This window comes from Pseudomonas sp. Soil_N_39, from assembly GCF_057655955.1.
Genome location: NZ_JBDGLI010000021.1, coordinates 64590 through 89895, shown reverse-complemented (window position 1 = coordinate 89895; position 25306 = coordinate 64590). Strand labels below are relative to the sequence as shown.

Sequence of the window (25306 nt, the reverse complement as noted above, 5' to 3'; positions counted from 1 at the left end):
GAGGGTTCCGTGACATTTTGCAAAAACATTACGGGGGATCGTCTATTTACGGGGCCCCGCCCGGGGTTTTCCCATTGACTATGCTTTGGCCTGAGGCGCTCCTTGCCAGTCAGGTACAGGCAGCGCCAGAATGCCGCTATCTGCCCCGCCTGATGTAAGGAAGCCCGATGCCTGATCCTGTTGCTGCCAGCTTGCGTCTAGCGCCCGAAGCGCTGACCCGTCCGTTTTCCGCTGAACAGTTCAGCTTCTCTACCACCAATGATCTGGAGCCCTTCCGCGGTGTGCTTGGCCAGGAACGTGCGGTCGAAGCCTTGCAGTTCGGCGTGGCCATGCCGCGCCCCGGTTACAACGTCTTTGTCATGGGCGAGCCCGGCACCGGCCGGTTTTCGTTCGTCAAACGCTACCTCAAGGCCGAAGGCAAACGCCTGCAGACCCCGGCGGACTGGGTCTACGTCAATAATTTCGATGAACCTCGCGAACCCCGTGCCCTGGAGCTGCCGTCCGGCACCGCCGGTGCGTTTATCGGTGACATCAACGGTTTGATCGACAACCTGCTGGCGACCTTCCCGGCGGTGTTCGAGCACCCGTCCTACCAGCAGAAAAAAAGCGCCATCGACCGCGCCTTCAACCAGCGCTACGACCGGGCCCTGGATGTGATCGAGCGCCTGGCGCTGGAGAAGGATGTCGCGCTGTACCGTGACAGCAGCAACATCGCCTTCACGCCGATGAGCGAAGGCAAGGCCCTGGACGAGGCGGAATTCGCCCAGTTGCCGGAAGCCGAGCGCGAGCGTTTTCACGAGGACATCTCCGGCCTGGAAGAGCGCTTGAACGAAGAGCTCGCCAGCCTGCCGCAATGGAAGCGCGAGTCCAGCAACCAGCTGCGCCAGCTCAACGAAGAAACCATCACCTTGGCCCTGCAACCGTTGCTGGCGCCGCTGTCGGAAAAGTACGCGGAGAACGCCGCGGTCTGTGGCTACCTGCAAGCCATGCAGGTCTATCTGCTCAAGACCGTGGTCGAGCAACTGGTGGACGACAGCAAGACCGACGCCATCGCCCGCAAACTGCTGGAAGAGCAGTACGCGCCGAGCCTGGTGGTCGGGCATCCATCCAGTGGTGGCGCACCGGTGGTGTTCGAGCCGCACCCGACCTACGACAACCTGTTCGGCCGGATTGAATACAGCACCGACCAGGGCGCGCTCTACACCACGTACCGGCAGTTGCGTCCGGGTGCCTTGCACCGGGCCAATGGCGGCTTCCTGATCCTTGAAGCGGAAAAAATGCTCGGCGAACCGTTCGTATGGGATGCGCTCAAGCGCGCCCTGCAATCGCGCAAGCTGAAGATGGAATCGCCCCTGGGTGAGCTGGGACGCCTGGCCACGGTGACCCTGACGCCGCAACACATCCCGTTGCAGGTCAAGGTCGTGATCATCGGCGCCCGCCAGCTCTATTACGCCTTGCAGGACCTGGACCCGGACTTCCAGGAAATGTTTCGCGTGCTGGTGGATTTCGATGAAGACATCCCGATGGGCGACGAGAGCCTGGAGCAGTTCGCCCAGTTGCTCAAGACCCGCACTTCGGAAGAGGGCATGGCACCGCTGACCGCCGACGCGGTGGCGCGCCTGGCGACCTACAGCGCCCGGCTGGCCGAGCATCAGGGACGCTTGTCGGCGCGTATCGGCGACTTGTTCCAGCTGGTCAGTGAGGCGGATTTCATTCGCCAACTGGCCGGTGACGAGATGACCGACGCCGGCCACATCGAGCGTGCCCTCAAGGCCAAGGCCACCCGTACCGGGCGTGTCTCGGCGCGAATCCTCGACGACATGCTGGCGGGGATCATCCTGATCGACACCGCTGGCGCGGCCGTGGGCAAGTGCAACGGGCTGACAGTGCTGGAGGTCGGCGACTCGGCGTTTGGCGTGCCGGCGCGGATTTCCGCCACGGTGTACCCGGGCGGCAGTGGCATCGTCGACATCGAGCGCGAGGTCAACCTTGGCCAACCGATCCACTCCAAGGGCGTGATGATCCTCACCGGTTACCTGGGCAGTCGTTATGCCCAGGAGTTCCCGCTGGCGATCTCGGCCAGCATCGCCCTGGAACAATCCTACGGTTACGTGGATGGTGACAGTGCGTCCCTGGGCGAGGCGTGTACGCTGATCTCGGCCCTGTCGAAGACGCCGTTGAAGCAGTGCTTTGCCATCACCGGCTCGATCAACCAGTTCGGCGAAGTGCAGGCGGTGGGCGGGGTCAACGAGAAGATCGAAGGCTTTTTCCGTCTCTGCGAAGCCCGCGGGTTGACCGGTGAGCAGGGGGCGATCATTCCCCAGGCCAACGTCGCGACCCTGATGCTTGACGAGAAAGTGCTGGCCGCCGTTCGCGCCGGGCAGTTTCACGTCTACGCGGTGCGCCAGGCCGACGAAGCCCTGAGCCTGCTGGTGGGCGAGCCTGCCGGCGAGCCGGATGAAAACGGCGAGTTCCCGGAGGGCAGCGTCAACGCCCGGGTGGTGGAACGGCTGCGGGTAATCGCGGAAATGATCAGCGAAGACGACATCAAGGAAGCGGAAAAGGAACTGGCGCAGCAAGCCTTGGCGGAGGCCAAGCCGGCTTGATGTTTTTCTGACCGCCGCAAGCCCCCTGTAGGAGCGGGCCTGCGGCAAAACAGCCTATGGGAAAACAGCCTGTGGGAGCAAAGCTTGCTCGCGATAACGGTTATCCAATCAACAGAAGTGTTGCATGTGACAACCCCATCGCGAGCAAGCTTTACTCCCACAGGCTTGCTCTCACAATCAATGTTTTGTGGATTAATGCTAAAAAGTGCCACCACTTTGGCGTCAATATTCACACTATGACCGCTCGGCGTATTCTGGTCTCGGAAACCCGTGGGGCCGGAACTTTTCTTCTATCCTCAGCTCAAGGATAACGAGAGTCATCATTGGATCGAAACAGCCTCCTCCCGAGGCTGAATACCGGATCTACCGAGGGGCGCCGCCATGTCGCGCAACCTTTGCCTCACTCGTCAATGCCTGGGCCTTGTCACCCGTATCGAATGCGCCATCCGCCCCCTGGCGGGAGATACCGGTATGTGGACCTTGCTCTTCGCCGCCGGAATGGCTGGCGAACAACCCTCCGCCATCAAGGCGCAAGGGCCATTTCCCGGCCCGACTGCCGCCGAATCCATCCTCGATACCATTGTGCAAAGCCTGACCCTGCACGGCTATGAGCTGGCCGACGACCCGCAGATCTGGTCCTTGCACATGCAGGCCCAACTGCGTGAAATCAATGGAGGCCGTTGTCGCAATGTCGGCGGCTTCGAGTTTCGTCCGCTGCATTGAAAGCCATCACCGTATGGATACTTGCGGAAAAATTTTGACACATGAGCGGGGGCCAGGGATGGCCCCGGCATTTGTGGGGCAGGTCGTGGCTGATATACTCGCCGCGATTTTTCAGCCCAGGTGTGAGATTCAATGGAACGCTTTATCGAAAACGCAATGTACGCCTCCCGTTGGCTGCTGGCGCCGATCTACTTCGGGCTGTCCTTGGGCCTGCTGGCCTTGGCACTGAAATTCTTCCAGGAAGTCTTTCACATCATCCCCAATGTGTTTGCCATGGCCGAGTCCGAGCTGATCCTGGTACTGCTGTCGCTGATCGACATGGCGCTGGTGGGCGGCTTGCTGGTGATGGTGATGATTTCCGGCTACGAGAACTTCGTTTCGCAACTGGACATCGACTCCGACAAGGAAAAGCTCAACTGGCTGGGCACCATGGACTCTTCATCGCTGAAGATGAAAGTCGCCGCCTCGATCGTGGCCATTTCCTCCATCCACCTGCTGCGCATCTTCATGGACGCCAAGAACGTCGATCCCGAGCACCTGATGTGGTACGTGATCATCCACATGACCTTCGTGGTCTCGGCCTTTGCCATGGGTTACCTGGACAAGCTGACCAAGCACTGAGGCCCGTTCATCGCACTGGCGCAACGCCCGCCTGGCGAACTGCAGGCGGGCGTTGTCGTTTCTGGCGGGTTGCTTTGACGTGAGGGCTCGTCACCCGCCGTGGCATCTGTGCTAGTCTGCTCGCCCTTTTGGTTCCGGGCGCTCCGGGAGGCGCTGTGTCACGCACGGCAACTCTCGAGCCGTCCGCACAGCGGAGCAGCATCATGTCCGAAGTTAACCTGTCCACCGACGAAACCCGCGTCAGCTACGGCATTGGCCGTCAGTTGGGCGACCAACTGCGCGACAACCCACCACCGGGTGTCAGCCTGGACGCGATCCTGGCCGGCCTGACCGACGCGTTCGCTGGCAAGCCAAGCCGCGTGGGCCAGGACGAGATGTCCGCCAGCTTCAAGGTCATTCGTGAAATCATGCAAGCGGAAGCCGCCGCCAAGGCTGAAGCCGCTGCTGGCGAAGGCCGTGCGTTCCTGGCGGAAAATGCCAAGCGTGACGGCATCACCACCCTGGCTTCCGGCCTGCAATTCGAAGTGCTGACCCAGGGTGAAGGCGCCAAGCCGACCCGTGAAGACCAGGTACGTACCCACTACCACGGCACCCTGATCGACGGCACTGTGTTCGACAGCTCCTACGATCGCGGCCAGCCAGCTGAATTCCCCGTAGGCGGCGTGATCCCAGGCTGGACCGAAGCACTGCAACTGATGAATGCCGGCAGCAAATGGCGCCTCTACGTGCCGAGCGAACTGGCTTACGGCGCTCAAGGCGTTGGCAGCATTCCACCGCACAGCGTGCTGGTGTTTGACGTCGAGCTGTTGGACGTACTGTAAGACCCTGTCCTGTCCGGTTTTACCACCGGACAAAAACTGTGGGAGCGAGCTTGCTCGCGATGGCGGTGTGTCAGTAACGAAAATGTCGACTGATTGACCGCCATCGCGAGCGAGCTCGCTCCCACAGGTTATTTGTGCTCATCCGTGGAACCTGCCGCTGAAATCCCCCGTAGGGCGCAACGCCCGGGCATAGCAAAACAGGAACAGATTGCGCACCAGTTCCTTGAGCACCAGCGGCTCACTGGAATTGAGGCTGTTGAGGTCCAGGTCTCCTTGGTCCTGCAGCTCGTTCAAGGCTTCTTCTTCAAGCACTGCACAGACTTCCCCGGTTTCCCGATGCAGGATCCTGAGGTAGGGATGTGGGCGGTCCAACCAGGCATCGATCAAATAAGTCATGGTTCTCATCTCCTTGATGGGGTTCGATGAGAATAATTCTTATTCGCTAAATAGCAAGTCTCTATTGGCGTTGCGATTGTTTTTCTGACGATGGGTTGTGGTAGCTCAGGATGGCTGAGACTTGATTGGCGCCCGGGAAGTGGGGCTGAAGCGGGGAGGGTAAAGCTCCATCCCACGCGGGAGGCATGGGATGGAATACAGCAGAATCAGACTTTTCTGACGAACTCGGATTTGAGTTTCATCGGGCCGATGCCGTCGATCTTGCAGTCGATGTCGTGGTCGCCATCGCACAGGCGGATGTTCTTGACCTTGGTGCCGACCTTGACCACCAGCGACGTGCCCTTGACCTTGAGGTCCTTGATCACGGTGATGGTGTCGCCGTCCTGCAGGACGTTGCCGACCGAATCTTTCTTCACGGTGTCATCGGACGCCACTTCAACTTCGCCGCTGGCGGACCATTCGTGGGCACACTCCGGGCAGACCAGTTGGGTGCCGTCTTCGTAAGTGTATTCGGAATTGCATTTTGGGCAGGGAGGCAACGTGCTCACTAAGGTTCCTTGGGTATCAGGAGGGCAAAAGGGCGCACATTATATAGGGTTTTGTTGCGAAAGAGGGACGGTACTGCGTTCGGAGATCCTATGGCGAGGGGATTTGTGGGAGCAAGGCTTGCCCGCGATGGCGACGATGCGGTCTTTCAGAAACCGAATCGCCGGTTTCGCGGGCAAGCCTTGCTCCCACACAAGCCTTGCTCCCACAAAAAGCCCTTGTGGATCAGTGAGTACGGGCCACCGCAAACTCGCTCAACTCCACCAGCGCATCGCGGTACTCGCTGGCCGGCAGGGCATCGAGGCATTTGATCGCGCGGGCGACGTAGTCGCGGGCCAGGTTCGCGGTGTACTCCAGCGAGCCGGAGGCTTCGACCGCGACACGGATGCTTTCCAGGTCTTCGATCCCGCCTTTCTGGATCGCCTGGCGCACCAGTGCTGCCTGTTCCGGCGTGCCTTCGCGCATGGTGTAGATCAGCGGCAGGGTCGGCTTGCCTTCGGCCAGGTCGTCACCGACGTTCTTGCCCAGGGTCTCGGCGTCGCCCTTGTAGTCGAGCAGGTCGTCCACCAACTGGAAGGCCACGCCCAGGTGGTCGCCGAAGGTGCGCAGCGCTTCGCTCTGCTCGGCGCTGGCGCCGGCCAGGGCTGCGGCGCTGTGGGTCGAGGCTTCGAAGAGCATCGCGGTCTTGCCGCGGATGACTTCCATGTAGGTTTCTTCGGTGGTGCTGGCATCGCGCACCTTGGACAACTGCAGCACTTCGCCTTCGGCGATGATGCGCGTGGCCTGGGACAGGATCTTCATCACCGGCATCGAGCCCAGCTCGACCATCATTTCGAACGAGCGCGAATAGAGGAAGTCACCCACCAGTACGCTGGGGGCATTGCCCCACATGGCATTGGCGGTCGAGCGGCCACGGCGCATGCCGGACATGTCGACCACGTCGTCGTGCAGCAGGGTCGCGGTGTGCAGGAATTCGATGGTGGCGGCCAGCAGGCGCATGTCGTCGCCTTCACGACCCAGGGCCTTGCCACACAACAGCACCAATAAAGGACGCAGGCGTTTACCACCGGCCGACGTGATGTAGTCGCCGATTTTCGATACCAGTGGCACTCGGGAAGTCAGCTGCTTCTTGATGATGCCGTCGACGGCGCTAAAATCGTCCGCCACCGCGCGGTAGAAAGCTTGGGGTTGCATCAGCGACAGGTGCTCCAGAAGGGTTGCGCGGCATGCTAGGACCCCCACCCAGGCCTGTCAAGGCGCGATGGACGGCTACTTGCAAGGCTGTTGCGGCTTGCGTACAATCGCGCACCCTGAACTTCCTGGGCAGCACCTGCCTTACGCAATTGCATCCGGGCCTTCCAGCCCATGCAGCCATGCCAGCCAATACCTCTTCTTATAAAGCGCTGGGTGAGCAGGATTATCGGAGAAATACCATGTCGTACGCAGTAATTGTTACTGGTGGCAAGCAATACAAGGTCGCCCCAGGTGAATACCTGAAGATCGAAAAACTGGAAATCGCTACCGGCGAATCCGTGACTTTTGATCGCGTTCTGTTGGTCGCCAATGGCGATGACGTGAATATCGGCGCTCCAGTCGTTGCTGGCGCTACCGTTGTGGCTGAAGTGATCTCCCAAGGTCGTCACGATAAAGTCCGCATCATCAAGTTCCGTCGTCGTAAGCACCACATGAAGCGTATGGGCCACCGCCAGTGGTACACCGAGATCAAAATCACCGGTATTCAGGCTTAATTTCAGCCTAATTCCTCACTAGGAGAATTGAACTCATGGCACACAAAAAAGCTGGTGGTAGTACCCGTAACGGTCGCGACTCAGAAGCCAAACGCCTTGGCGTGAAGATGTATGGCGGCCAGAAAATCATTCCGGGCAACATCATCGTGCGTCAGCGCGGCACCCAATTCCACGCCGGTTACGGTGTTGGCATGGGTAAGGATCACACCCTCTTCGCGAAAATCGAAGGCGTGATCAAGTTTGAAGTAAAGGGCGCGTTCAACCGCCGTTACGTGAGCGTTGTCGCAGCTTAATTGCGAGATCGCTGGAAAAGCCCTGTCTTGCGACGGGGCTTTTTCGTTTGTGGGGTGAGTCTCTTGCAAAACTGTTTGTATGGGCTGTCGGCGCTGCGGTTGGGGCGTGTCATCAGGTCGCTGCGCTCATTTTTGCAAGAGTCTTATGTCTTGTTTTTTTGGCTCGTCCGTATGGCGAGAGGCGTGTGTCATGAAGTTTGTTGATGAAGTATCGATTCGAGTGAAGGCCGGTGACGGCGGCAATGGCTGCATGAGTTTCCGTCGGGAAAAGTTCATTGAAAACGGTGGTCCGAACGGTGGTGACGGGGGCGACGGTGGCTCGATCTACATGCTCGCCGACGAAAACCTCAACACCTTGGTGGACTACCGTTACACCCGGCACTTCGATGCCGAGCGTGGCTCCAACGGTGGCAGCACCGACTGCACCGGCAAGAAGGGCGAAGACCTGATCCTGCGTGTGCCAGTCGGCACCACGGTGATCGATTCCGCCACCCAGGAAGTGATTGGCGACCTGACCAAGGCTGGCCAGCGTCTGCTGGTCGCCCATGGCGGCTGGCACGGCCTGGGCAACACCCGTTTCAAATCCAGTACCAACCGTGCGCCGCGCCAGACCACGCCAGGCAAGCCCGGCGAGCAGCGCGACCTGAAGCTGGAAATGAAAGTGCTGGCTGACGTGGGTCTGCTGGGTCTGCCGAACGCCGGTAAAAGCACCTTCATTCGCTCGGTGTCGGCGGCCAAGCCGAAAGTGGCTGATTACCCGTTTACCACCCTGGTGCCGAACCTGGGCGTGGTCAGCGTCGACCGCTGGAAGAGTTTCGTGATCGCCGACATTCCAGGGTTGATCGAAGGCGCTTCCGAGGGCGCGGGCCTGGGGATTCGTTTCCTCAAGCATTTGTCTCGCACCCGTCTGTTGCTGCACCTCGTCGACATGGCGCCGCTGGATGAAACCGATGCCGCTGATGCCGCCGAAGTCATTGTCAATGAGCTGACCAAGTTCAGCCCGGCCTTGGCCGAGCGTGATCGCTGGCTGGTGCTGAACAAGTGCGACCAGATCCTCGAAGAAGAGCATGAGGAGCGGGTCAAGGAAATCGTCGACCGCCTGGAGTGGGAAGGTCCGGTCTATGTGATCTCGGCCATCGCCAAGGAAAACACCGAGCGCCTGTGCCACGACATCATGCGTTACCTGGAAGATCGCGCTGATCGCCTGGCCAACGATCCGGCCTACAAGGAAGAACTGGCCGAGCTTGACCAGCGCATCGAAGACGAGGCCCGTGCCCAGTTGCAGGCGCTGGACGATCAGCGTGCCCTGCGTCGCAGTGGCGTGAAGTCGGTCCATGACATCGGTGACGACGATTGGGACGAGGAAGATGTGGATGATGAAGACGGTCCGGAAATCATCTACGTTCGCGACTGATGCAGCTTAGTTGAAACCAATATCTGTGGGAGCGAGCTTGCTCGCGATTGCAGGGGGTCAGCAATGTTGATGGCGGTTGACACACCGCTATCGCGAGCAAGCTCGCTCCCACAGGTTCAAGTGTTTCAGTGCAGTGTTATCATCGCCGGCAAGCCGGTTTCCAAGGCGCCGCTCATTCGAGCGGCGTTTTGGTATCTGTAAAACGCAAATACGAATAATCCCATGGGCGGCGCTGGGTCGCGTCGTCCGCTGGCAAAGGTTGAAGATGATGCGGAGCAAGGTGACGGGTGCGCAGCGCTGGGTCGTGAAGATCGGTAGCGCACTGCTGACAGCGGATGGCAAGGGCCTGGATCGCCAGGCAATGGCGGTGTGGGTCGAGCAGATGGTGGCCTTGCATGAGGCTGGCGTCGAGCTGGTATTGGTCTCTTCCGGCGCTGTGGCTGCCGGTATGAGCCGCCTGGGCTGGACGTCGCGACCCAGCGCGATGCACGAGTTGCAGGCCGCTGCCGCCATCGGCCAGATGGGCCTGGTGCAGGCCTGGGAATCAAGCTTTGCCGAGCACGGTCGCCATACGGCGCAGATCCTGCTGACCCACGACGACCTGTCCGACCGCAAGCGTTACCTCAATGCCCGCAGTACCTTGCGGGCGTTGGTCGAGCTGAAAGTCATCCCGGTGATCAACGAGAACGATACGGTGGTCACCGACGAGATCCGTTTCGGCGACAACGACACCCTGGCCGCGCTGGTGGCGAACCTGGTGGAGGCGGACCTGCTGGTGATCCTCACGGATCGCGACGGCATGTTCAACGCCGATCCGCGCAATAACCCCGATGCGAAGCTGATCTATGAAGCCCGTGCCGACGATCCGGCGCTGGATGCGGTGGCGGGCGGCACGGGCGGTGCGCTGGGCCGTGGCGGCATGCAGACCAAATTGCGTGCCGCCCGTTTGGCGGCGCGCTCCGGGGCTCACACCATCATTGTCGGCGGTCGGCTGGAGCGGGTGTTGGATCGTCTGAAGTCGGGCGAACGCATTGGCACTTTGCTCTCCCCGGAACGCGGCATGCTGGCGGCGCGCAAGCAGTGGCTGGCCGGGCACCTGCAAACCCGTGGCACTCTGGTGCTGGACGCTGGCGCCGTGTCGGCCTTGTCCCAAGGCAACAAGAGCCTGCTGCCGGTGGGCGTGAAGCTGGTCCAGGGCAGTTTCCGTCGGGGCGAAATGGTGGTGTGCGTGGCGCCGGACGGTCGCGAGATCGCCCGTGGCCTGGCCAACTACAGCGCGCTGGAAGCGCAGAAAATCATTGGTCAGTCGTCTGATGCGATTGTTGGTCTGTTGGGTTACATGGCGGAGCCCGAACTGGTCCACCGTGACAACCTTATCCTCGTCTAAGGAAAAATCATGGGTTTGGCAAAAGGATTGATCGGCTTGCTGCTGGCAGTGCCGCTGTTGGCTTCGGCCGAGGAAATTGGCCAGGTGTCGACCGTGTTCAAGTTCGTCGGGCCCAATGACCGGATTGTGGTCGAGGCGTTCGACGATCCCAAGGTGGAGGGCGTGACCTGTTACCTGTCGCGGGCCAAGACCGGCGGTGTAAAAGGCGGCCTGGGTCTGGCCGAGGATCGCGCCGAGGCGTCCATCGCCTGTCGCCAGGTCGGGCCCATCAGCTTCAAGGGGGAGCTCAAGGACGGCGAAGAGGTGTTCCGCGAGCGCACTTCGTTGGTGTTCAAGACCATGCAGGTGGTGCGGTTCCTCGACAAGAAACGCAATACGCTGGTGTACCTGGTCTACAGCGATCGCGTGATCGAGGGCAGTCCGCAGAATGCGGTGACGGCCATTCCGATCTTGCCTTGGCGTTAACTGTCGAATGACGGGCGGGCCGATCGGCTCGCTTTTTTAATCTCCATGGATGTTGTTATGCCAATGGTCAGATCGACAGATCCAGGTGTGGGAGCGAGCTTGCTCGCGATGACGGCAATGCAGTCGCCATCTCCATCGTCTGACCCACCGCTATCGCGAGCAAGCTCGCTCCCACAGGGGGATTTATGGTGGGCACAAAATTCATGCCCGCTGAATATCCAGTGTGGGAGGGAGCTGGTTAGGGGTAAATCGCAGGCAATAAAAAACCGACCCTGAGGTCGGTTTTTTAACGAGCGCGTCGCTTAGGCAGCAGCGGCAACGTTCAGGGCCTTTACGTGGCCATTCAAACGGCTCTTATGGCGAGCAGCCTTGTTCTTGTGGATGATGCCTTTATCGGCCATACGGTCGATAACTGGCACAGCCAGAACGTAAGCAGCTTGAGCTTTTTCAGCGTCTTTTGCGTCGATGGCCTTAACTACGTTCTTGATGTAGGTACGGACCATGGAACGCAGGCTGGCGTTGTGGCTGCGACGCTTCTCAGCCTGTTTTGCACGTTTTTTGGCGGAAGGTGTGTTGGCCACCGTCGAGCTCCTCGAAAGACTTTTTGGGAAATAGCAAACAAAATAGGCCGCGAATCATGCCGATGAGTTGAAGTCTTGTCAAGGGCGGGTGACGCGTTCCGCTGAATGGCAGGTGCTGCGCACCGAAGGATTTCTTTCCGGCGTGCGACCTGTAAACTCGCGGGCTTTGGCTCTGCACTGTTTAGCGGCGCGGAGTATCGCACAAGTGGGCGCGTTGTTCGCCTGCTGTTTATCGACAGGCAAAAACTCTTTTCATGAATCTGCTCAAATCGTTGGCCGCCGTCAGCTCTATCACGATGCTTTCCCGCGTCCTGGGGTTCGTTCGCGATACGTTGATCGCACGGATATTCGGCGCGGGGATGGCCACCGACGCCTTCTTCATCGCCTTCAAGCTGCCCAACCTGTTGCGGCGGATCTTCGCCGAAGGGGCGTTCTCCCAGGCCTTCGTGCCGATCCTGGCGGAATATAAAAGCCAGAAAGGCGACGAGGCGACCCGCACCTTCATTGCCTACGTCACTGGCTTGCTGACCTTGGTGCTGGCGCTGGTCACGGCCGCCGGCATGCTTGCCGCGCCCTGGGTGATCTGGGCCACCGCGCCGGGCTTCACCGACACCCCGGAAAAATTCCAGCTCACCTCCGACCTGCTGCGAGTAACCTTTCCTTATATATTGCTGATTTCCCTGTCGTCCCTGGCCGGGGCGATCCTCAATACCTGGAACCGCTTTTCCGTGCCGGCCTTTGTGCCGACCCTGCTCAACGTCAGCATGATCGTTTTCGCCGTGTTCCTGACACCGTACTTCGACCCGCCGGTGATGGCCCTGGGCTGGGCGGTGCTGGTGGGTGGCCTGGCGCAGTTGCTCTATCAACTGCCGCACTTGAAAAAGATCGGCATGCTGGTGCTGCCACGGTTGAACCTGCGCGACAGCGGCGTGTGGCGGGTGATGAAGCAGATGCTGCCGGCGATCCTGGGGGTGTCGGTGAGCCAGATTTCCCTGATCATCAACACCATCTTTGCCTCGTTCCTGGTGGCCGGCTCGGTGTCGTGGATGTACTACGCCGACCGCCTGATGGAATTGCCGTCCGGCGTGCTGGGCGTGGCCCTGGGCACGATCCTGCTGCCAACCCTGGCCAAGACCTACGCCAGCCAGGACCGCCACGAATACTCGCGGATTCTCGATTGGGGCCTGCGCCTGTGTTTCGTGCTGGTGTTGCCGTGCGCCCTGGCGCTGGGGATTCTCGCCGAGCCGCTGACGGTCTCGCTGTTCCAGTACGGCCAATTCAATGCCTTCGATGCCTTGATGACCCAGCGGGCACTGATCGCTTATTCGGTGGGCTTGCTCGGGATCATTGTGATCAAGGTGCTGGCGCCAGGGTTCTACGCCCAACAGAACATTCGAACGCCGGTGAAGATCGCCATTTTCACCCTGGTGATGACCCAGTTGTTCAACCTGCTGCTCATCGGCCCGTTGGCCCACGCCGGCCTGGCCTTGGCGATCAGCGCCGGCGCCTGCCTCAACGCCGGGTTGCTGTTTTACCAGTTGCGCAAGCAGAAGATGTATCAACCGCAGCCGGGCTGGGGCAAGTTCGGCCTCAAGCTGCTGGTCGCTGTGGCTGTGATGTCGGCGGTGTTGCTGGGAGCGATGCATTTCATGCCGGCCTGGGGCGAAGGGCAGATGCTCGAGCGTTTCCTTCGCCTGGGTGCGCTGGTGGTGGCCGGTGTGGTGGCGTATTTCGGCATGTTGCTGCTGATGGGGTTCCGTCTGCGCGACTTCAATCGCAAGGCCTTGGGCTGAGGACGGGACCTTGATAATCCCGGGCCGGGCAGCGGTTTTGTCGGTTCGATCACTTTGGGGTGCGGTGTTGCCTGTCGTCGGCCGCCGGGTGTGGTTATAATCGGCCACTTTATGAGCAAGAAGCGCGTTATGCAGCTGGTTCGAGGCCTCCACAACCTGCGCCCCCAGCATCGGGGCTGTGTCGCCACTATTGGCAACTTTGACGGTGTTCACCGTGGCCACCAGGCTATCCTGGCGCGACTGCGCGAGCGTGCGCTGGAGTTGGGCGTGCCCAGCTGCGTGGTGATTTTCGAGCCGCAGCCGCGGGAATTTTTCGCCCCGGACACCGCTCCGGCCCGTCTGGCCCGCTTGCGGGACAAGCTGCAATTGCTGGCCGCCGAAGGCGTCGACCGGGTCCTGTGCCTGGCCTTCAACCAGCGCCTGAGCAAGCTCAGCGCCGCCGAGTTCGTCGATACCATCCTGGTGGACGGTCTCGATGTGAAGCATCTGGAAGTCGGCGATGATTTCCGTTTCGGTTGCGACCGGTCCGGGGATTTCGATTACCTGCAACAGGCCGGTATCGCCCAAGGGTTCACCGTCGAAGCGGCGCAGACCGTCGAGATGGACGGCTTGCGCGTCAGCAGCACCCAGGTCCGCAATGCCCTGGCGGCGGCCGACTTCGAATTGGCCGAGCGCTTGCTCGGCCGGCCGTACCGGATTGCCGGGCGGATCCTGCACGGGCAGAAACTGGCGCGCCAATTGGGCACGCCGACGGCCAACGTGCAGCTCAAGCGTCGTCGTGTGCCGCTGACCGGGGTGTTCCTGGTGAGTGTCGAGATCGACGGCAAGACCTGGCCCGGTGTCGCCAACATCGGCGTGCGACCCACGGTCCAGGGCGATGGCAAGGCCCACCTTGAAGTACATGTTCTGGATTTTGCCGGCGATCTGTATGACCGGCGTTTGACGGTGGTTTTCCACCATAAGCTGCGTGAAGAGCAGCGTTTTGCCTCTCTGGAGGCGCTCAAGACGGCGATCCATGCAGATATCGCCGCCGCCCGTGCCCTTGTCGCAACCAGCGCCAATCGCTAATGAAGAGCCTTAAATGACCGACTATAAAGCCACGCTAAACCTTCCGGACACCGCCTTCCCAATGAAGGCCGGCCTGCCTCAGCGCGAACCACAGATTCTGCAGCGTTGGGACAGCATTGGCCTGTACGGAAAGTTGCGCGAAATTGGCAAGGATCGTCCGAAGTTCGTCCTGCACGACGGCCCTCCGTACGCCAACGGCACCATCCACATCGGTCACGCGCTGAACAAGATTCTCAAGGACATGATCATCCGCTCCAAGACCCTGTCGGGTTTTGATGCGCCGTATGTCCCGGGCTGGGACTGCCATGGCCTGCCGATCGAGCACAAAGTCGAAGTGACCCACGGCAAGAACCTGGGCGCGGACAAGACCCGCGAGCTGTGCCGTGCCTACGCCACCGAGCAGATCGAAGGGCAGAAGTCCGAGTTCATCCGCCTCGGCGTGTTGGGCGACTTCGCCAATCCGTACAAGACCATGGACTTCAAGAACGAAGCCGGCGAAATCCGTGCCCTGGCGAAAATCGTCGAGGGCGGCTTCGTGTTCAAGGGCCTCAAGCCGGTCAACTGGTGCTTCGATTGCGGTTCGGCCCTGGCCGAGGCGGAAGTCGAGTACGAGAACAAGAAGTCCTCGACCATCGACGTCGCGTTCCCGATCGCCGATGAAGACAAGCTCGCCGCCGCTTTCGGCCTGGGCAAGCTGGCCAAGCCGGCGTCGATCGTGATCTGGACCACCACCCCGTGGACCATCCCGGCCAACCAGGCGCTGAACGTCCACCCGGAATTCAACTACGCCCTGGTCGACGTCGGCGACAAGCTGTTGGTGCTGGCCGAAGAGCTGGTCGAAGCCTGCCTGGCCCGCTACAACCTCGAAGGTTCGGTGATCGCCACCGCCCCAGGTTCGGCGCTGGAGCTGATCAATTTCCGTCATCCGTTCTATGACCGCCTGTCGCCGGTGTACCTGGCCGACTACGTGGAACTGGGCGCAGGCACGGGCGTGGTTCACTCCGCGCCGGCCTATGGCGTCGACGACTTCGTGACCTGCAAGAAATACGGCATGGTCAACGACGACATCCTCAATCCGGTGCAGAGCAATGGCGTGTACGTACCGTCGCTGGAGTTCTTTGGCGGCCAGTTCATCTGGAAAGCCAACCCGGCCATCGTCGACAAGCTGACCGAAGTCGGCGCGTTGCTGCACACCACCGTTATCGAACACAGCTACATGCACTGCTGGCGCCACAAGACCCCGCTGATCTACCGCGCCACCGCGCAGTGGTTCATCGGCATGGACAAGCAGCCCACCAGCGGCGACACCCTGCGCCAGCGTTCGCTCAAGGCCATCGAAGAAACCCAGTTCGTGCCAGCCTGGGGCCAGGCGCGCCTGCACTCGATGATCGCCAACCGTCCGGACTGGTGCATCTCCCGTCAGCGCAACTGGGGCGTGCCGATCCCGTTCTTCCTGAACAAGGAAAGCGGCGAGTTGCACCCGCGCACGGTTGAACTGATGGAAGTCGTGGCCAAGCGCGTCGAAGCCGAAGGCATCGAAGCTTGGTTCAAGCTCGATGCCGCTGAGCTGTTGGGCGATGAAGCGCCGCTGTACGACAAGATCAGCGACACCCTGGACGTCTGGTTCGATTCCGGCACCACCCATTGGCACGTACTGCGTGGCTCGCACCCGATGGGCCACGAGACCGGCCCGCGCGCCGACCTGTACCTGGAAGGTTCGGACCAGCACCGTGGCTGGTTCCACTCCTCGCTGCTGACCGGTTGCGCCATCGACAACCACGCGCCGTACCGTGAGCTGCTGACCCACGGCTTCACCGTCGACGAATCTGGCCGCAAGATGTCCAAGTCCCTGGGCAACGTGATCGCGCCGCAGAAGGTCAACGACACCCTGGGCGCCGACATCATGCGCCTGTGGGTGGCCTCCACCGACTACTCCGGCGAGATGGCCGTTTCCGAGCAGATCCTGCAGCGCAGCGCGGACGCCTACCGGCGGATCCGCAACACCGCGCGCTTCCTGCTTTCCAACCTGACCGGCTTCAACCCGGCCACCGACCTGCTGCCGGCTGAAGAAATGCTCGCGCTGGACCGTTGGGCCGTGGACCGTACCCTGCTGCTGCAACGCGAATTGCAGGAACACTACGGCGAATACCGCTTCTGGAACGTCTACTCCAAGATCCACAACTTCTGCGTGCAGGAGCTCGGTGGTTTCTACCTCGACATCATCAAGGACCGCCAGTACACCACTGGCGCCAACAGCAAGGCCCGTCGTTCGTGCCAGACCGCGCTGTTCCACATCAGCGAGGCGCTGGTGCGCTGGATCGCGCCTATCCTGGCGTTCACCGCCGACGAGCTGTGGCAGTACCTGCCGGGCGAGCGCAACGAATCGGTGATGCTCAACACCTGGTACGAAGGCCTGACCGAACTGCCGCAAGGCTTCGAGCTGGACCGTGCGTATTGGGATCGTGTGATGGCGGTCAAGGCTGCGGTCAACAAGGAAATGGAGATCCAGCGGGCGGCCAAGGCCGTCGGTGGCAACCTCCAGGCCGAAGTCACCCTCTACGCCGAAGACGCCCTGAGTGCCGACCTGGCCAAGCTGGGCAACGAGCTGCGCTTCGTGCTGATCACCTCCACCGCCAGCGTTGCACCTTTCGTGCAGGCGCCGGCCGATGCGGTGACCACTGAAGTCAGCGGCCTGAAGCTGAAGATCGTCAAGTCGAACCACACCAAGTGCGCCCGCTGCTGGCACTGCCGCGAAGACGTCGGCGTGAACCCGGAGCATCCGGAAATCTGTGGCCGTTGCGTCGACAACATCAGCGGCACTGGCGAGGTTCGCCACTATGCCTAACGCAGCGGGCCGTTTCGGACGGCTGGGCTGGCTCTGGTTGAGCGTGCTGGTACTGGTCATCGACCAGGCCAGCAAGTTCTACTTTGAAAGCTCTTTGACCCTGTACCAGCAGATCGTGATCATTCCTGATTACTTCAGCTGGACCCTGGCCTACAACACCGGGGCAGCGTTCAGTTTCCTGGCCGACAGTTCCGGCTGGCAGCGCTGGCTGTTCGCCCTGATTGCCCTTGTGGTCAGTGCCGTGCTGGTGGTCTGGCTCAAGCGCCTGGGGCGCAATGAGACCTGGCTGGCCGTGGCGCTGGCCTTGGTGCTCGGTGGCGCCTTGGGCAATCTCTATGACCGCATCGCCCTGGGCCACGTCATTGATTTCATCCTGGTGCACTGGCAGAACCGCTGGTATTTCCCGGCGTTCAACTTTGCCGACAGCGCCATCAGCGTGGGCGCCGTGATGCTCGCCCTGGACATGTTCAAGAGCAAGAAAACCGGAGAAGCCGTCCATGACTGAGCAGCGTATCGCTCAAAACACCGAAGTGAAGCTTCACTTCGCCCTGCACCTGGAAAACGGTGACACCGTCGACAGCACCTTCGACAAGGCTCCGGCGGTGTTCAAGGTCGGTGACGGCAACCTGCTGCCAGGCTTCGAAGCGGCGATCTTCGGTTTCAAGGCTGGGGACAAGCGCACCGTGGTCGTGCCACCGGAAAACGCCTTTGGTCAGCCCAACCCGCAAAACGTGCAGACCATGCCACGCTCCCAGTTCCAGGACATGGAGCTGTCCGAGGGCCTACTGGTGATCTTCAACGACGCGGCCAATACCGAACTGCCGGGTGTGGTGAAGGCGTTCGATGATGCCCAGGTGACCGTGGACTTCAACCATCCGTTGGCGGGCAAGACCTTGAACTTCGAAGTGGAAATCCTTGAGGTCAAGGCGGTTTAACGTTTGACGGGCAGCTTCTGCTGCCACCCGATTCACTGTGGGAGCGAGCTTGCTCGCGATTGCGGTAGATTATTCAACAGTGATGTTGACTGACACACCGCTATCGCGAGCAAGCTCGCTCCCACACTGAATTACATTGATTCAATTTCTTGCGCGCAAGACACGAGGCACAGCATGCATATCAAACTCGCCAACCCCCGTGGCTTCTGCGCTGGTGTGGACCGGGCGATCGAAATCGTCAACCGCGCCCTGGAAGTCTTCGGGCCGCCGATCTACGTGCGCCACGAAGTGGTCCACAACAAATTCGTCGTCGAAGACCTGCGCAGCCGCGGGGCGATTTTCGTCGAGGAACTGGATCAGGTGCCGGATGACGTCATCGTGATCTTCAGTGCCCACGGGGTTTCCCAGGCAGTACGCAGCGAAGCCGCCGGCCGTGGCCTGAAGGTGTTCGACGCGACGTGCCCATTGGTGACCAAAGTGCACATCGAAGTGGCGCGCTACAGCCGTGACGGTCGCGAATGCATCCTGATCGGCCATGAAGGCCACCCGGAAGTCGAAGGCACCATGGGCCAATACGATGCCAGCAACGGCGGTGCGATCTACCTGGTCGAAGACGAGGAGGACGTTGCGGCCTTGCAGGTACGCAACCCCGAGAGCCTGGCTTTCGTGACCCAGACGACCCTGTCCATGGACGACACCAGCCGCGTGATCGACGCCCTGCGTGCGCGCTTTCCGGCCATCGGTGGCCCGCGCAAGGATGACATCTGCTACGCCACCCAGAACCGCCAGGATGCGGTCAAGCAACTGGCCAACGAATGCGATGTGGTGCTGGTCGTCGGCAGCCCGAACAGCTCCAACTCCAACCGCTTGCGCGAGCTGGCCGAGCGCATGTCCACCCCGGCCTACCTGATCGATGGCGCCGAGGACATGCAACGCAGCTGGTTCGAGGGCGTCGAGCGTATCGGCATCACCGCCGGTGCTTCCGCGCCGGAAGTCTTGGTGCGTGGCGTGATCCAGCAATTGCAGGCCTGGGGCGCAACCGGTGCCGATGAGTTGGCCGGTCGCGAGGAAAACATTACGTTCTCGATGCCGAAAGAGCTGCGCGTCCGCTCCTTGCTTTAAGTCCTTTTTCGCACAGGGCCTGCTCGGCTTTAACACTTTCCAGCCGGACGCGGCCGGAAGGTGCCAATATCACTTGATGATGGCTGACCGGCCCGCGTTTGGCGCAGACATGCAGCCTGCCGGCCTGGAAGGCGCCGCTGGTTTGCAGTGCTTCGCCCTGGCTGCCAAACCTCACCCGGCGTTTCACCGGCCAGTTGCCCATCACCCGAGCGTTTGCACGGCGCTCCATCAGCACGGTCTTCTCCTTGTCGTCCAGGGTGATGCGCCAGCCCCGGCCCCAATCATTGTCGATACCGCTGAGCACGACCGTCCGGTTACGCATGATGGCTTCGCTGCGCGCGCTACGCAGCCCGCTGATCAGCAACTGCGCGGTATCCTCGCGTTCGATGGACTCGATCAGCTCTTTGTAGCCCGCGCCGGCCCACGGTAGAACAATTGCGGCAATTGCCAGTCCCATGAGCAGTTCGATCAGGCTGAAGCCCTGTTGATACATGACGTCTCCTCCCTGGAGAGCGTGAAGCTACGCGACAGTGTAAGAACTCGATGTGGTGGGAAGCCTGTTGTGGCGAGAGAGCTTGCTCCCGCTGGGCTGCGCAGCAGCCCCAAGATAGCGGCCGCTACGCGCTGGAGCGCCAGCCCGGCCGAGCGGGAGCAAGCTCCCTCGCCACAAGCAGTGGTTTGTTCTAGCGTGTAGAAGCAGGTATAGCCGACGGCAACGGAGGGCATCGATGGATCTTCGTACAAAAGGTTTCACGCTGATCGAGGTGCTGGTGGCTCTTGGCGTGTTGCTGATCCTGATTACCATGGCGGTGCCGGCCTTTACCGGATCGATGCAGGGCACCAAGGCCGATACCGAGATTGGCGATCTGCGCCGGGCGCTGAACTTTGCCCGGATGGAGGCGATCGACCGCGGTGTCACCACACGTATCCGCCCTACGGTCGAGGGCAGCGTCTGGAACGGCGAACTCACGGTGTATGACAGTACTGGCTCGTCGCCCAATATATTGCGGGTTGTTCCAGCGATGAGCAGCGGCGCGACTCTGACGCTAACCTCAGAGGTGAGCAACATCGATTTCAACAACCTCGGTGGGTTATCGGCACCGGCCACGCCGGTGAGCTTCAATTACGTGAGAGGGGCGCAGAGCAGGACGCTGAGTGTTTGCCTCAATGGACGAATCGTATTGGGTGGAAGTTGCGGATGAAGGATTGCAGTAAAAGGGCGCAGGCCGGCATGACGTTGATCGAAGTGCTGGTGGCAGTACTGATCCTCGGCGTCGGCTTGCTGGGGGCGGCGATGATCCAGCTCAATGCGCTCAAGTACACCGACAGTTCGCGCATGACCAGCCAGGCCAGCTTCATTGCCTATGACCTGCTGGACCGCATTCGCGCCAACTCCGGCGCCGACTACACCGTCGCACCGCCCAGCTCGCCGAACCTCAACGTGGCCCGGGACCAGGACCTCTACGACTTCAAGACCAACATCATCGCCTTCGGCGGCGCCACGGCCACTGGCACCATTGCCCTGAACCAGCGCGTCTACACCATCACCATTTCCTGGGACGACGCCCGGGCCGCCAACACCACTGACGCGGCCGAGGCGCGGCGCAGCTTTGTGCTGACCAGCCGCGTCGCCGTCGATCCGCCGGGGACGCCGCCATGAACAGGCGTTGCCGGGGATTCGGCCTGATTGAATTGATGATTGCCCTGGTGCTCAGCCTGATTGTCATCCTGGGTGTCGTGCAGATTTTCATCGCCGCCAAGAACACCTACATCAGCCAAAGCGCGGCGGCGGTGATGCAGGAGGACGCCCGGTTCGTCCTGAGCAAGATGGTCCAGGAGATTCGCATGGTGGGCATGTTCGGTTGTCTGGGGAACATTACCGATGCTTCCACGGCCAATGATTTTAATGCCAGCCAGATCACCCCGATCCGCTGGGATAACGCCAACCGGAGATTGACCCTGGTGACCGCCGACATAGGGAGTGGTGGTAGCGCTCCGACCTGGACCGTCGTCTCCGATTGCCGCACCTCGGCGACGGCCTATACCAACGCGCGGTTACCGGCGACGGGGCAGTTGGCCTTCCCGATCCGTCGACTGGTCTACAGCTTCAACAACAACCAATTGCTGCTGGGCAGCGGCGCTGGCAATCCGCCGACCCTGTCGGTGCTGGTGGACAACGTGCGGGCGTTCGACGTGACGTTCGGCGTGGCCGGCAGTGCGACGGACATCGCGGCGTCGAGCTATACCAGCAATCCGGCTGACCCGGCACTGATCCGCAGTGTGCGCCTGACATTGACGCTCTTTGATCCGAGGAACGCAGTGCGCGAGCAGACCTTCAATGTGGTTGCTGCCTTGCGCAACCGGTTGCTATGAAGGAGATGACTTCGATGGGGCAGGTGCACCGCCAGCGGGGCATGGCATTGCTGGTCAGCCTGGTCTTCCTGTTGCTGCTGACGCTGATCGGCCTGTCGTCGATGCAGAGCGCCACCCTCCAGGAAAAAATGACCAGCAGCGTCATGCTGCGCAACCAGTCGTTCCAGGTGGCCGAGGCGGCGCTGAGGGTGGGCGAAAGTGCGGTGCAGGTCGAAACGTACTCATTGCCGGTATGCACCACCACGACCCAGTGCGCGCCGCCGGTCGAGTCGGCGACGCTGACAGTGGCGGGGCGCGACCCAAGGTCGGGGGTGCTCTGGGTTGCCGCTGCCGGTGGGTTTTATGGCGTGCAGAATATCGGCACGACGCTCACGGCGGTCAACGTGCCGGTCAACACGTCGGCGACGCTGTATCGGATCACGGCGGTGGCGGTGGTGGGCAATAACCAGCGCAGCGTGGTGGAGAGCATCTATGCCAAATATTAAGGCGCTGCTGGGGATGTTGTGGGGGGCGTTGCTCAGTCTTTACCTGGCGGCGCCGGCCTATGCCTTCACGCCTTCGGATTCGCCGTTGCTGAGTGCGGCCGCCGTCACGCCGAACGTGATGTTGCTGATCGATGATTCGGGGAGTATGAACAACATCATCTGGGCGGCGGGGTTTGATCCGACGGCAACGCAAACGCGCACTTATGCCTGCAACGCCAGTAACAACTGCAACGATAGGTATGAGCTGGACCTGGACGATTCGAACATCCTGTTGTTGGGCCTGTTGCGTGGCGGCTGCTCGTCTGGCTGGTACGGTTTCTATCGCCCCAGCCTTGGCCGGATCTGTCTGCGGCTGCCGGACCCTGTAGGGAATGGTGATACCCGTTACACCGGTAGGTACCTGGCATATCTGGTGACCTTGGCCAACGGCTCGAGCCGGGACTTCACCACCGGTTCAATCCCCACCGACTATCGCATCAACGTGGCACGGGATGTCTCCAACGACCTGGTCGCCAATAACCGCGCCCTGCGTATTGGGCTCGCCACGTTCAATCCACCTAATTTCAGCAACTCTGGCCCCGGGGGCTACATCGCTCGCGCCATCAGCGACCTGTCACCGGTCAGCGGCAGCGTGACCCAAACCCAGGCCAACAGCAACTACAGTGCCCTGCTCAACGCCATCAATGGTTTGGGCGCCGTCGCGAATACACCATTGGCCGAGAGCTATTACGAGGTCACCCGCTATTTCAGGGGCATGGCGCCTTACTACAATGGAACACCGGCGACCTATACCAGCCCGATCCAGTACCGTTGCCAGAAAAACTTCGGCGTGGTCATCACCGACGGCTTGCCCACCTTTGACCGAACGTTTCCCAGCAACGACCCGCTGGGCTTGGCCCGGTTGCCGAACTGGGATGGTATCAGCAGCAACGATGGCAACAATCTCAGCGGCGACGCCGAGGGCGATACGCTTTACCTGGACGACATCGCCAAGTTCGCCTTCGACGTCGACATGCGTTCCACCGGCACCGACGCCACGGGCAAGAGCTGGAACGCCACGGATTTTCCCCGGCAATACCTCAATACCTACACTGTGGGTTTTGCCGTCACCAACCAGATGTTGTCCGACGCCGCCCGCTACGGTGCGGGCAAGTATTATCCGGCGAGCGACAGCGAGGGCCTGAACTCGGCCCTGTCATCCGCCTTGAGCGACATCACCTCCAAGGCCGGCTCCGGGGGCGGTGGCACCACCAACGCCGCCACGTTGTCGAGTACCTCAAGCTACTACCAAACCACGTATGACCCCAAGGACTGGCGCGGCACCATCCGGGCGTTCGGTTTCACCACGGCGGGCACGGTCAACACGGCAGCGGTGCAGTGGACCACCGACACCGCCATCGTGCCCGGCGCCACGCCGCCGATCTATCAGTCCTGGAACACTGCGACGAATGTGCCGGTGACCCTGGCCTATGGCAATTTTTCGCCGGCCCAGCAAACCAGCCTCAGCCAGAACCTGCCCACGGGGATCACCGGCAATGATCTGGTGGAGTGGAGCAAGGGCGTCAACAAAACCGGCCTGAAGGCGCGCAGCGCGCTGCTGGGGGACATCATTAATTCGCCGCTGGTGCTGGCATCGCCCAACGACCAGACCGCTGCGGACCTGCTCAACGACACCAGCTACAGCACCTATCTGACGACCAAGGCGACGAACATGAGCACCAGCCTGGTGGTGAATGGCAACGATGGGTTTTTCAGTGTCATCAACAGTGCAAACGGCACACGGCGTTATGCCTACATGCCTTCGAGCGTGCTGCCCTCGCTGCAGGACATTGCCGACACCAATTACATCAATGGCGTGAGCCACAAGTTTTTGGTGGATGGGCAGGTCGGCGTGTTCGATGTGCAATCGGGCAGCGCCTGGAAGACCGTGGCCCTGGGCGGCACGGGTGCCGGGGGCAAAACGTTCTTCGCGGTGCAACTGTTCGATGCGGCGGCGGGCAATGCGTTTCGGGCGTTGTGGGAAATCCGCGCGCCAACCGTTGCCAGCACCGCCAATGCCTTCAATGACCTGGGCTACGCCTACGCACGCCCTGAAGTCGCGCGCCTGGCGGACGGTCGCTGGGCGGCGTTCATCGCCAACGGCTATGGCAGCAACAGCGGCGTGGCGGCGTTGTACGTGGTGGATATCCGTGACGGTTCGCTGATCCGCAAAATCGTCATCAACAGCAGTGAGACCGATAACGGCCTGTCGTCGGTCAAGCTGCGGGTCAACTCCCAGAATGTGGTGCAGGCCGCGTACGGTGGCGACTTGAAGGGGCGGATGTGGAAATTCGACCTCAGCGGCACCTCGCCCACCACATGGGGCCTGGCGTTCGCCGGCCAGCCATTGTTCACCGCCCCCGGCGGCGCGACCCAGCCGATCACCGTGCAGCCTCTGCTGGCAGACAACCCCCAGGGCGGCACCCAAGTGTTTTTCGGTACCGGCAAGTTCAACGAAGCGGCCGACAAGCTCAACAAGGATCTGCAAGCGTTCTATTCGATCTGGGACGCCACGGGTGGCGGGGGGCAAATCACTGTGTCGAGCCTGCAGGCCCAGTCGATCACGGGGGTGTTTTCAGGCAGCACCGGGCAATTCGTGACCACCAGCCAGACCGACGTTACATATCCTGCGAGGAATGGCTGGTACCTGCCTTTGGTGTACAACAATGCGTTGACCGGGGAGCGGGTCATCAACCCGGCCAACCTGGTGCTCGGCCGCGTGATCTTTACCACGGCCGCCGTGGACACCACCGACCCTTGCGCCAGCTTCGGTACCGGCAAACTGATCGAGTTGGATGCGTTCAGCGGTAAGATGCTCAACTATGCGGTACTCGATACCAATAACGATGGTTCGCTCACCAGTCTCGACACGATTTCCGCCGGCGTGGTGTTCACGGGCGGCATCCCGACCCTGAGCGCCGTCGTCAACGCCAACGGCGCCACCAACATGATCGTGAACGATTCCGGTGGCGGTATCACCGACCTGCTGGGCAAAACCGTCGGCGGCAGCCGCCGTATCATGTGGCGGCAAATACAATGAGGGCA

General features: G+C 61.1%; 25 protein-coding genes. 20 read left to right on the top strand and 5 right to left on the bottom strand.

Annotated elements, in window-relative coordinates; translation table 11 throughout:
- Positions 1-167 precede the first annotated feature (167 nt).
- The 4 genes from AC3A5O_RS24730 to bamJ all read left to right on the top strand — a co-directional run bounded on the left by AC3A5O_RS24730 (position 168) and on the right by bamJ (position 4771).
- Positions 168-2606: a Lon protease family protein gene (locus tag AC3A5O_RS24730; protein WP_060740549.1), complete on the top strand. Its 2439-nt coding sequence runs from the start codon at positions 168-170 to the stop codon at positions 2604-2606.
- Positions 2607-2987: 381 nt separating this feature from the next.
- Positions 2988-3329, top strand: coding sequence for a PA4575 family protein (locus AC3A5O_RS24725; RefSeq protein ID WP_013694243.1), 342 nt, complete (start codon positions 2988-2990; stop codon positions 3327-3329).
- A 132-nt stretch (positions 3330-3461) separates the two neighbouring features.
- Complete coding sequence (locus AC3A5O_RS24720) at positions 3462-3950, top strand: TIGR00645 family protein (protein WP_047230159.1); 489 nt, start codon at positions 3462-3464, stop codon at positions 3948-3950.
- 203 nt (positions 3951-4153) lie between these two features.
- A complete protein-coding gene (gene bamJ, locus AC3A5O_RS24715) occupies positions 4154-4771 on the top strand; it encodes a BamJ family beta-barrel-assembly machinery protein (protein ID WP_122564948.1) in 618 nt (205 codons plus the stop codon).
- A gap of 138 nt (positions 4772-4909) precedes the next feature.
- On the opposite strand, the gene AC3A5O_RS24710 is transcribed toward bamJ, so the two are convergent.
- From AC3A5O_RS24710 to AC3A5O_RS24700, 3 genes are all read right to left on the bottom strand, one after another.
- A complete protein-coding gene (locus tag AC3A5O_RS24710; protein ID WP_003205743.1) occupies positions 4910-5167 on the bottom strand; it encodes a PA4570 family protein in 258 nt (85 codons plus the stop codon).
- Between the two features lie 206 nt (positions 5168-5373).
- Positions 5374-5715, bottom strand: a complete 342-nt coding sequence (locus AC3A5O_RS24705) for a zinc ribbon domain-containing protein YjdM (protein WP_122564946.1) — start codon at positions 5713-5715, stop codon at positions 5374-5376.
- Positions 5716-5938: 223 nt separating this feature from the next.
- Complete coding sequence (locus AC3A5O_RS24700; RefSeq protein WP_122564945.1) at positions 5939-6907, bottom strand: polyprenyl synthetase family protein; 969 nt, start codon at positions 6905-6907, stop codon at positions 5939-5941.
- A 239-nt stretch (positions 6908-7146) separates the two neighbouring features.
- Between AC3A5O_RS24700 and rplU the strand changes: the two genes are divergently transcribed.
- The 5 genes from rplU to AC3A5O_RS24675 all read left to right on the top strand — a co-directional run bounded on the left by rplU (position 7147) and on the right by AC3A5O_RS24675 (position 11020).
- Positions 7147-7461, top strand: a complete 315-nt coding sequence (gene rplU, locus AC3A5O_RS24695) for a 50S ribosomal protein L21 (protein ID WP_003176051.1) — start codon at positions 7147-7149, stop codon at positions 7459-7461.
- 35 nt (positions 7462-7496) lie between these two features.
- Positions 7497-7754: a 50S ribosomal protein L27 gene (rpmA, locus tag AC3A5O_RS24690; protein WP_003176049.1), complete on the top strand. Its 258-nt coding sequence runs from the start codon at positions 7497-7499 to the stop codon at positions 7752-7754.
- 190 nt (positions 7755-7944) lie between these two features.
- A complete protein-coding gene (gene cgtA, locus AC3A5O_RS24685; RefSeq protein WP_122564944.1) occupies positions 7945-9168 on the top strand; it encodes an Obg family GTPase CgtA in 1224 nt (407 codons plus the stop codon).
- A gap of 268 nt (positions 9169-9436) precedes the next feature.
- Positions 9437-10555, top strand: a complete 1119-nt coding sequence (proB, locus tag AC3A5O_RS24680; protein WP_122564943.1) for a glutamate 5-kinase — start codon at positions 9437-9439, stop codon at positions 10553-10555.
- A 9-nt stretch (positions 10556-10564) separates the two neighbouring features.
- Complete coding sequence (locus tag AC3A5O_RS24675) at positions 10565-11020, top strand: CreA family protein (protein ID WP_122564942.1); 456 nt, start codon at positions 10565-10567, stop codon at positions 11018-11020.
- A 302-nt stretch (positions 11021-11322) separates the two neighbouring features.
- Here AC3A5O_RS24675 and rpsT read toward each other — a convergent pair whose 3' ends face one another.
- Positions 11323-11601, bottom strand: coding sequence for a 30S ribosomal protein S20 (gene rpsT / locus AC3A5O_RS24670; RefSeq protein ID WP_003185593.1), 279 nt, complete (start codon positions 11599-11601; stop codon positions 11323-11325).
- Between the two features lie 254 nt (positions 11602-11855).
- Here rpsT and murJ point away from each other — a divergent pair, with 254 nt between their 5' ends.
- From murJ to ispH, 6 genes are all read left to right on the top strand, one after another.
- Complete coding sequence (murJ, locus tag AC3A5O_RS24665; protein ID WP_122564940.1) at positions 11856-13394, top strand: murein biosynthesis integral membrane protein MurJ; 1539 nt, start codon at positions 11856-11858, stop codon at positions 13392-13394.
- Between the two features lie 129 nt (positions 13395-13523).
- Complete coding sequence (gene ribF / locus AC3A5O_RS24660) at positions 13524-14462, top strand: bifunctional riboflavin kinase/FAD synthetase (RefSeq protein ID WP_053125376.1); 939 nt, start codon at positions 13524-13526, stop codon at positions 14460-14462.
- Positions 14463-14475: 13 nt separating this feature from the next.
- On the top strand, positions 14476-17307 hold the full coding sequence (gene ileS, locus AC3A5O_RS24655; protein WP_122564939.1) for an isoleucine--tRNA ligase: 2832 nt from the start codon (positions 14476-14478) through the stop codon (positions 17305-17307).
- Positions 17300-17812, top strand: coding sequence for a signal peptidase II (lspA, locus tag AC3A5O_RS24650; RefSeq protein ID WP_305468557.1), 513 nt, complete (start codon positions 17300-17302; stop codon positions 17810-17812). The genes ileS and lspA overlap by 8 nt, the downstream gene beginning before the upstream one ends.
- A complete protein-coding gene (gene fkpB / locus AC3A5O_RS24645) occupies positions 17805-18242 on the top strand; it encodes an FKBP-type peptidyl-prolyl cis-trans isomerase (RefSeq protein ID WP_030140281.1) in 438 nt (145 codons plus the stop codon). Before lspA ends, fkpB begins: the two co-directional genes overlap by 8 nt.
- Before the next feature lie 174 nt (positions 18243-18416).
- Positions 18417-19364, top strand: a complete 948-nt coding sequence (gene ispH, locus AC3A5O_RS24640) for a 4-hydroxy-3-methylbut-2-enyl diphosphate reductase (RefSeq protein ID WP_487753851.1) — start codon at positions 18417-18419, stop codon at positions 19362-19364.
- On the opposite strand, the gene AC3A5O_RS24635 is transcribed toward ispH, so the two are convergent.
- Positions 19318-19857, bottom strand: a complete 540-nt coding sequence (locus AC3A5O_RS24635; RefSeq protein ID WP_122564937.1) for a GspH/FimT family pseudopilin — start codon at positions 19855-19857, stop codon at positions 19318-19320. The genes ispH and AC3A5O_RS24635 overlap by 47 nt on opposite strands.
- 235 nt (positions 19858-20092) lie before the next feature.
- On the opposite strand from AC3A5O_RS24635, the gene AC3A5O_RS24630 reads away from it, so the two are divergent.
- The 5 genes from AC3A5O_RS24630 to AC3A5O_RS24610 are packed head-to-tail and all read left to right on the top strand — an operon-like array spanning position 20093 to position 25301.
- Complete coding sequence (locus AC3A5O_RS24630) at positions 20093-20566, top strand: GspH/FimT family pseudopilin (protein ID WP_305468553.1); 474 nt, start codon at positions 20093-20095, stop codon at positions 20564-20566.
- The gene (gene pilV, locus AC3A5O_RS24625) at positions 20563-21024 is read left to right on the top strand and encodes a type IV pilus modification protein PilV (RefSeq protein WP_122564935.1); all 462 of its coding nucleotides are present in this window, start codon (positions 20563-20565) and stop codon (positions 21022-21024) included. The genes AC3A5O_RS24630 and pilV overlap by 4 nt, the downstream gene beginning before the upstream one ends.
- Entirely contained in the window at positions 21021-21737 is a 717-nt protein-coding gene (locus AC3A5O_RS24620; protein ID WP_122564934.1) for a PilW family protein, read from the top strand. The genes pilV and AC3A5O_RS24620 overlap by 4 nt, the downstream gene beginning before the upstream one ends.
- Positions 21738-21742: 5 nt before the next feature.
- Positions 21743-22222 (top strand): pilus assembly PilX family protein, encoded by a 480-nt coding sequence (locus tag AC3A5O_RS24615; RefSeq protein WP_436278779.1) that lies wholly within the window; start codon positions 21743-21745, stop codon positions 22220-22222.
- A complete protein-coding gene (locus tag AC3A5O_RS24610; protein WP_487753850.1) occupies positions 22209-25301 on the top strand; it encodes a pilus assembly protein in 3093 nt (1030 codons plus the stop codon). The genes AC3A5O_RS24615 and AC3A5O_RS24610 overlap by 14 nt, the downstream gene beginning before the upstream one ends.
- The last annotated feature ends 5 nt before the right edge of the window (positions 25302-25306 follow it).

Excerpts from the sequence above, each read along its gene's own strand:
- AC3A5O_RS24730 (WP_060740549.1), top strand. The coding sequence starts at position 168 with ATGCCTGATCCTGTTGCTGCCAGCTTGCGTCTAGCGCCCGAAGCGCTG.
- AC3A5O_RS24725 (WP_013694243.1), top strand. The coding sequence starts at position 2,988 with ATGTCGCGCAACCTTTGCCTCACTCGTCAATGCCTGGGCCTTGTCACC.
- AC3A5O_RS24720 (WP_047230159.1), top strand. The coding sequence starts at position 3,462 with ATGGAACGCTTTATCGAAAACGCAATGTACGCCTCCCGTTGGCTGCTG.
- bamJ (WP_122564948.1), top strand. The coding sequence starts at position 4,154 with ATGTCCGAAGTTAACCTGTCCACCGACGAAACCCGCGTCAGCTACGGC.
- AC3A5O_RS24710 (WP_003205743.1), bottom strand. The coding sequence starts at position 5,167 with ATGACTTATTTGATCGATGCCTGGTTGGACCGCCCACATCCCTACCTC.
- AC3A5O_RS24700 (WP_122564945.1), bottom strand. The coding sequence starts at position 6,907 with ATGCAACCCCAAGCTTTCTACCGCGCGGTGGCGGACGATTTTAGCGCC.
- rplU (WP_003176051.1), top strand. The coding sequence starts at position 7,147 with ATGTCGTACGCAGTAATTGTTACTGGTGGCAAGCAATACAAGGTCGCC.
- rpmA (WP_003176049.1), top strand. The coding sequence starts at position 7,497 with ATGGCACACAAAAAAGCTGGTGGTAGTACCCGTAACGGTCGCGACTCA.
- cgtA (WP_122564944.1), top strand. The coding sequence starts at position 7,945 with ATGAAGTTTGTTGATGAAGTATCGATTCGAGTGAAGGCCGGTGACGGC.
- proB (WP_122564943.1), top strand. The coding sequence starts at position 9,437 with ATGCGGAGCAAGGTGACGGGTGCGCAGCGCTGGGTCGTGAAGATCGGT.
- AC3A5O_RS24675 (WP_122564942.1), top strand. The coding sequence starts at position 10,565 with ATGGGTTTGGCAAAAGGATTGATCGGCTTGCTGCTGGCAGTGCCGCTG.
- murJ (WP_122564940.1), top strand. The coding sequence starts at position 11,856 with ATGAATCTGCTCAAATCGTTGGCCGCCGTCAGCTCTATCACGATGCTT.
- ribF (WP_053125376.1), top strand. The coding sequence starts at position 13,524 with ATGCAGCTGGTTCGAGGCCTCCACAACCTGCGCCCCCAGCATCGGGGC.
- ileS (WP_122564939.1), top strand. The coding sequence starts at position 14,476 with ATGACCGACTATAAAGCCACGCTAAACCTTCCGGACACCGCCTTCCCA.
- lspA (WP_305468557.1), top strand. The coding sequence starts at position 17,300 with ATGCCTAACGCAGCGGGCCGTTTCGGACGGCTGGGCTGGCTCTGGTTG.
- fkpB (WP_030140281.1), top strand. The coding sequence starts at position 17,805 with ATGACTGAGCAGCGTATCGCTCAAAACACCGAAGTGAAGCTTCACTTC.
- ispH (WP_487753851.1), top strand. The coding sequence starts at position 18,417 with ATGCATATCAAACTCGCCAACCCCCGTGGCTTCTGCGCTGGTGTGGAC.
- AC3A5O_RS24635 (WP_122564937.1), bottom strand. The coding sequence starts at position 19,857 with ATGTATCAACAGGGCTTCAGCCTGATCGAACTGCTCATGGGACTGGCA.
- AC3A5O_RS24630 (WP_305468553.1), top strand. The coding sequence starts at position 20,093 with ATGGATCTTCGTACAAAAGGTTTCACGCTGATCGAGGTGCTGGTGGCT.
- pilV (WP_122564935.1), top strand. The coding sequence starts at position 20,563 with ATGAAGGATTGCAGTAAAAGGGCGCAGGCCGGCATGACGTTGATCGAA.
- AC3A5O_RS24620 (WP_122564934.1), top strand. The coding sequence starts at position 21,021 with ATGAACAGGCGTTGCCGGGGATTCGGCCTGATTGAATTGATGATTGCC.
- AC3A5O_RS24615 (WP_436278779.1), top strand. The coding sequence starts at position 21,743 with ATGACTTCGATGGGGCAGGTGCACCGCCAGCGGGGCATGGCATTGCTG.
- AC3A5O_RS24610 (WP_487753850.1), top strand. The coding sequence starts at position 22,209 with ATGCCAAATATTAAGGCGCTGCTGGGGATGTTGTGGGGGGCGTTGCTC.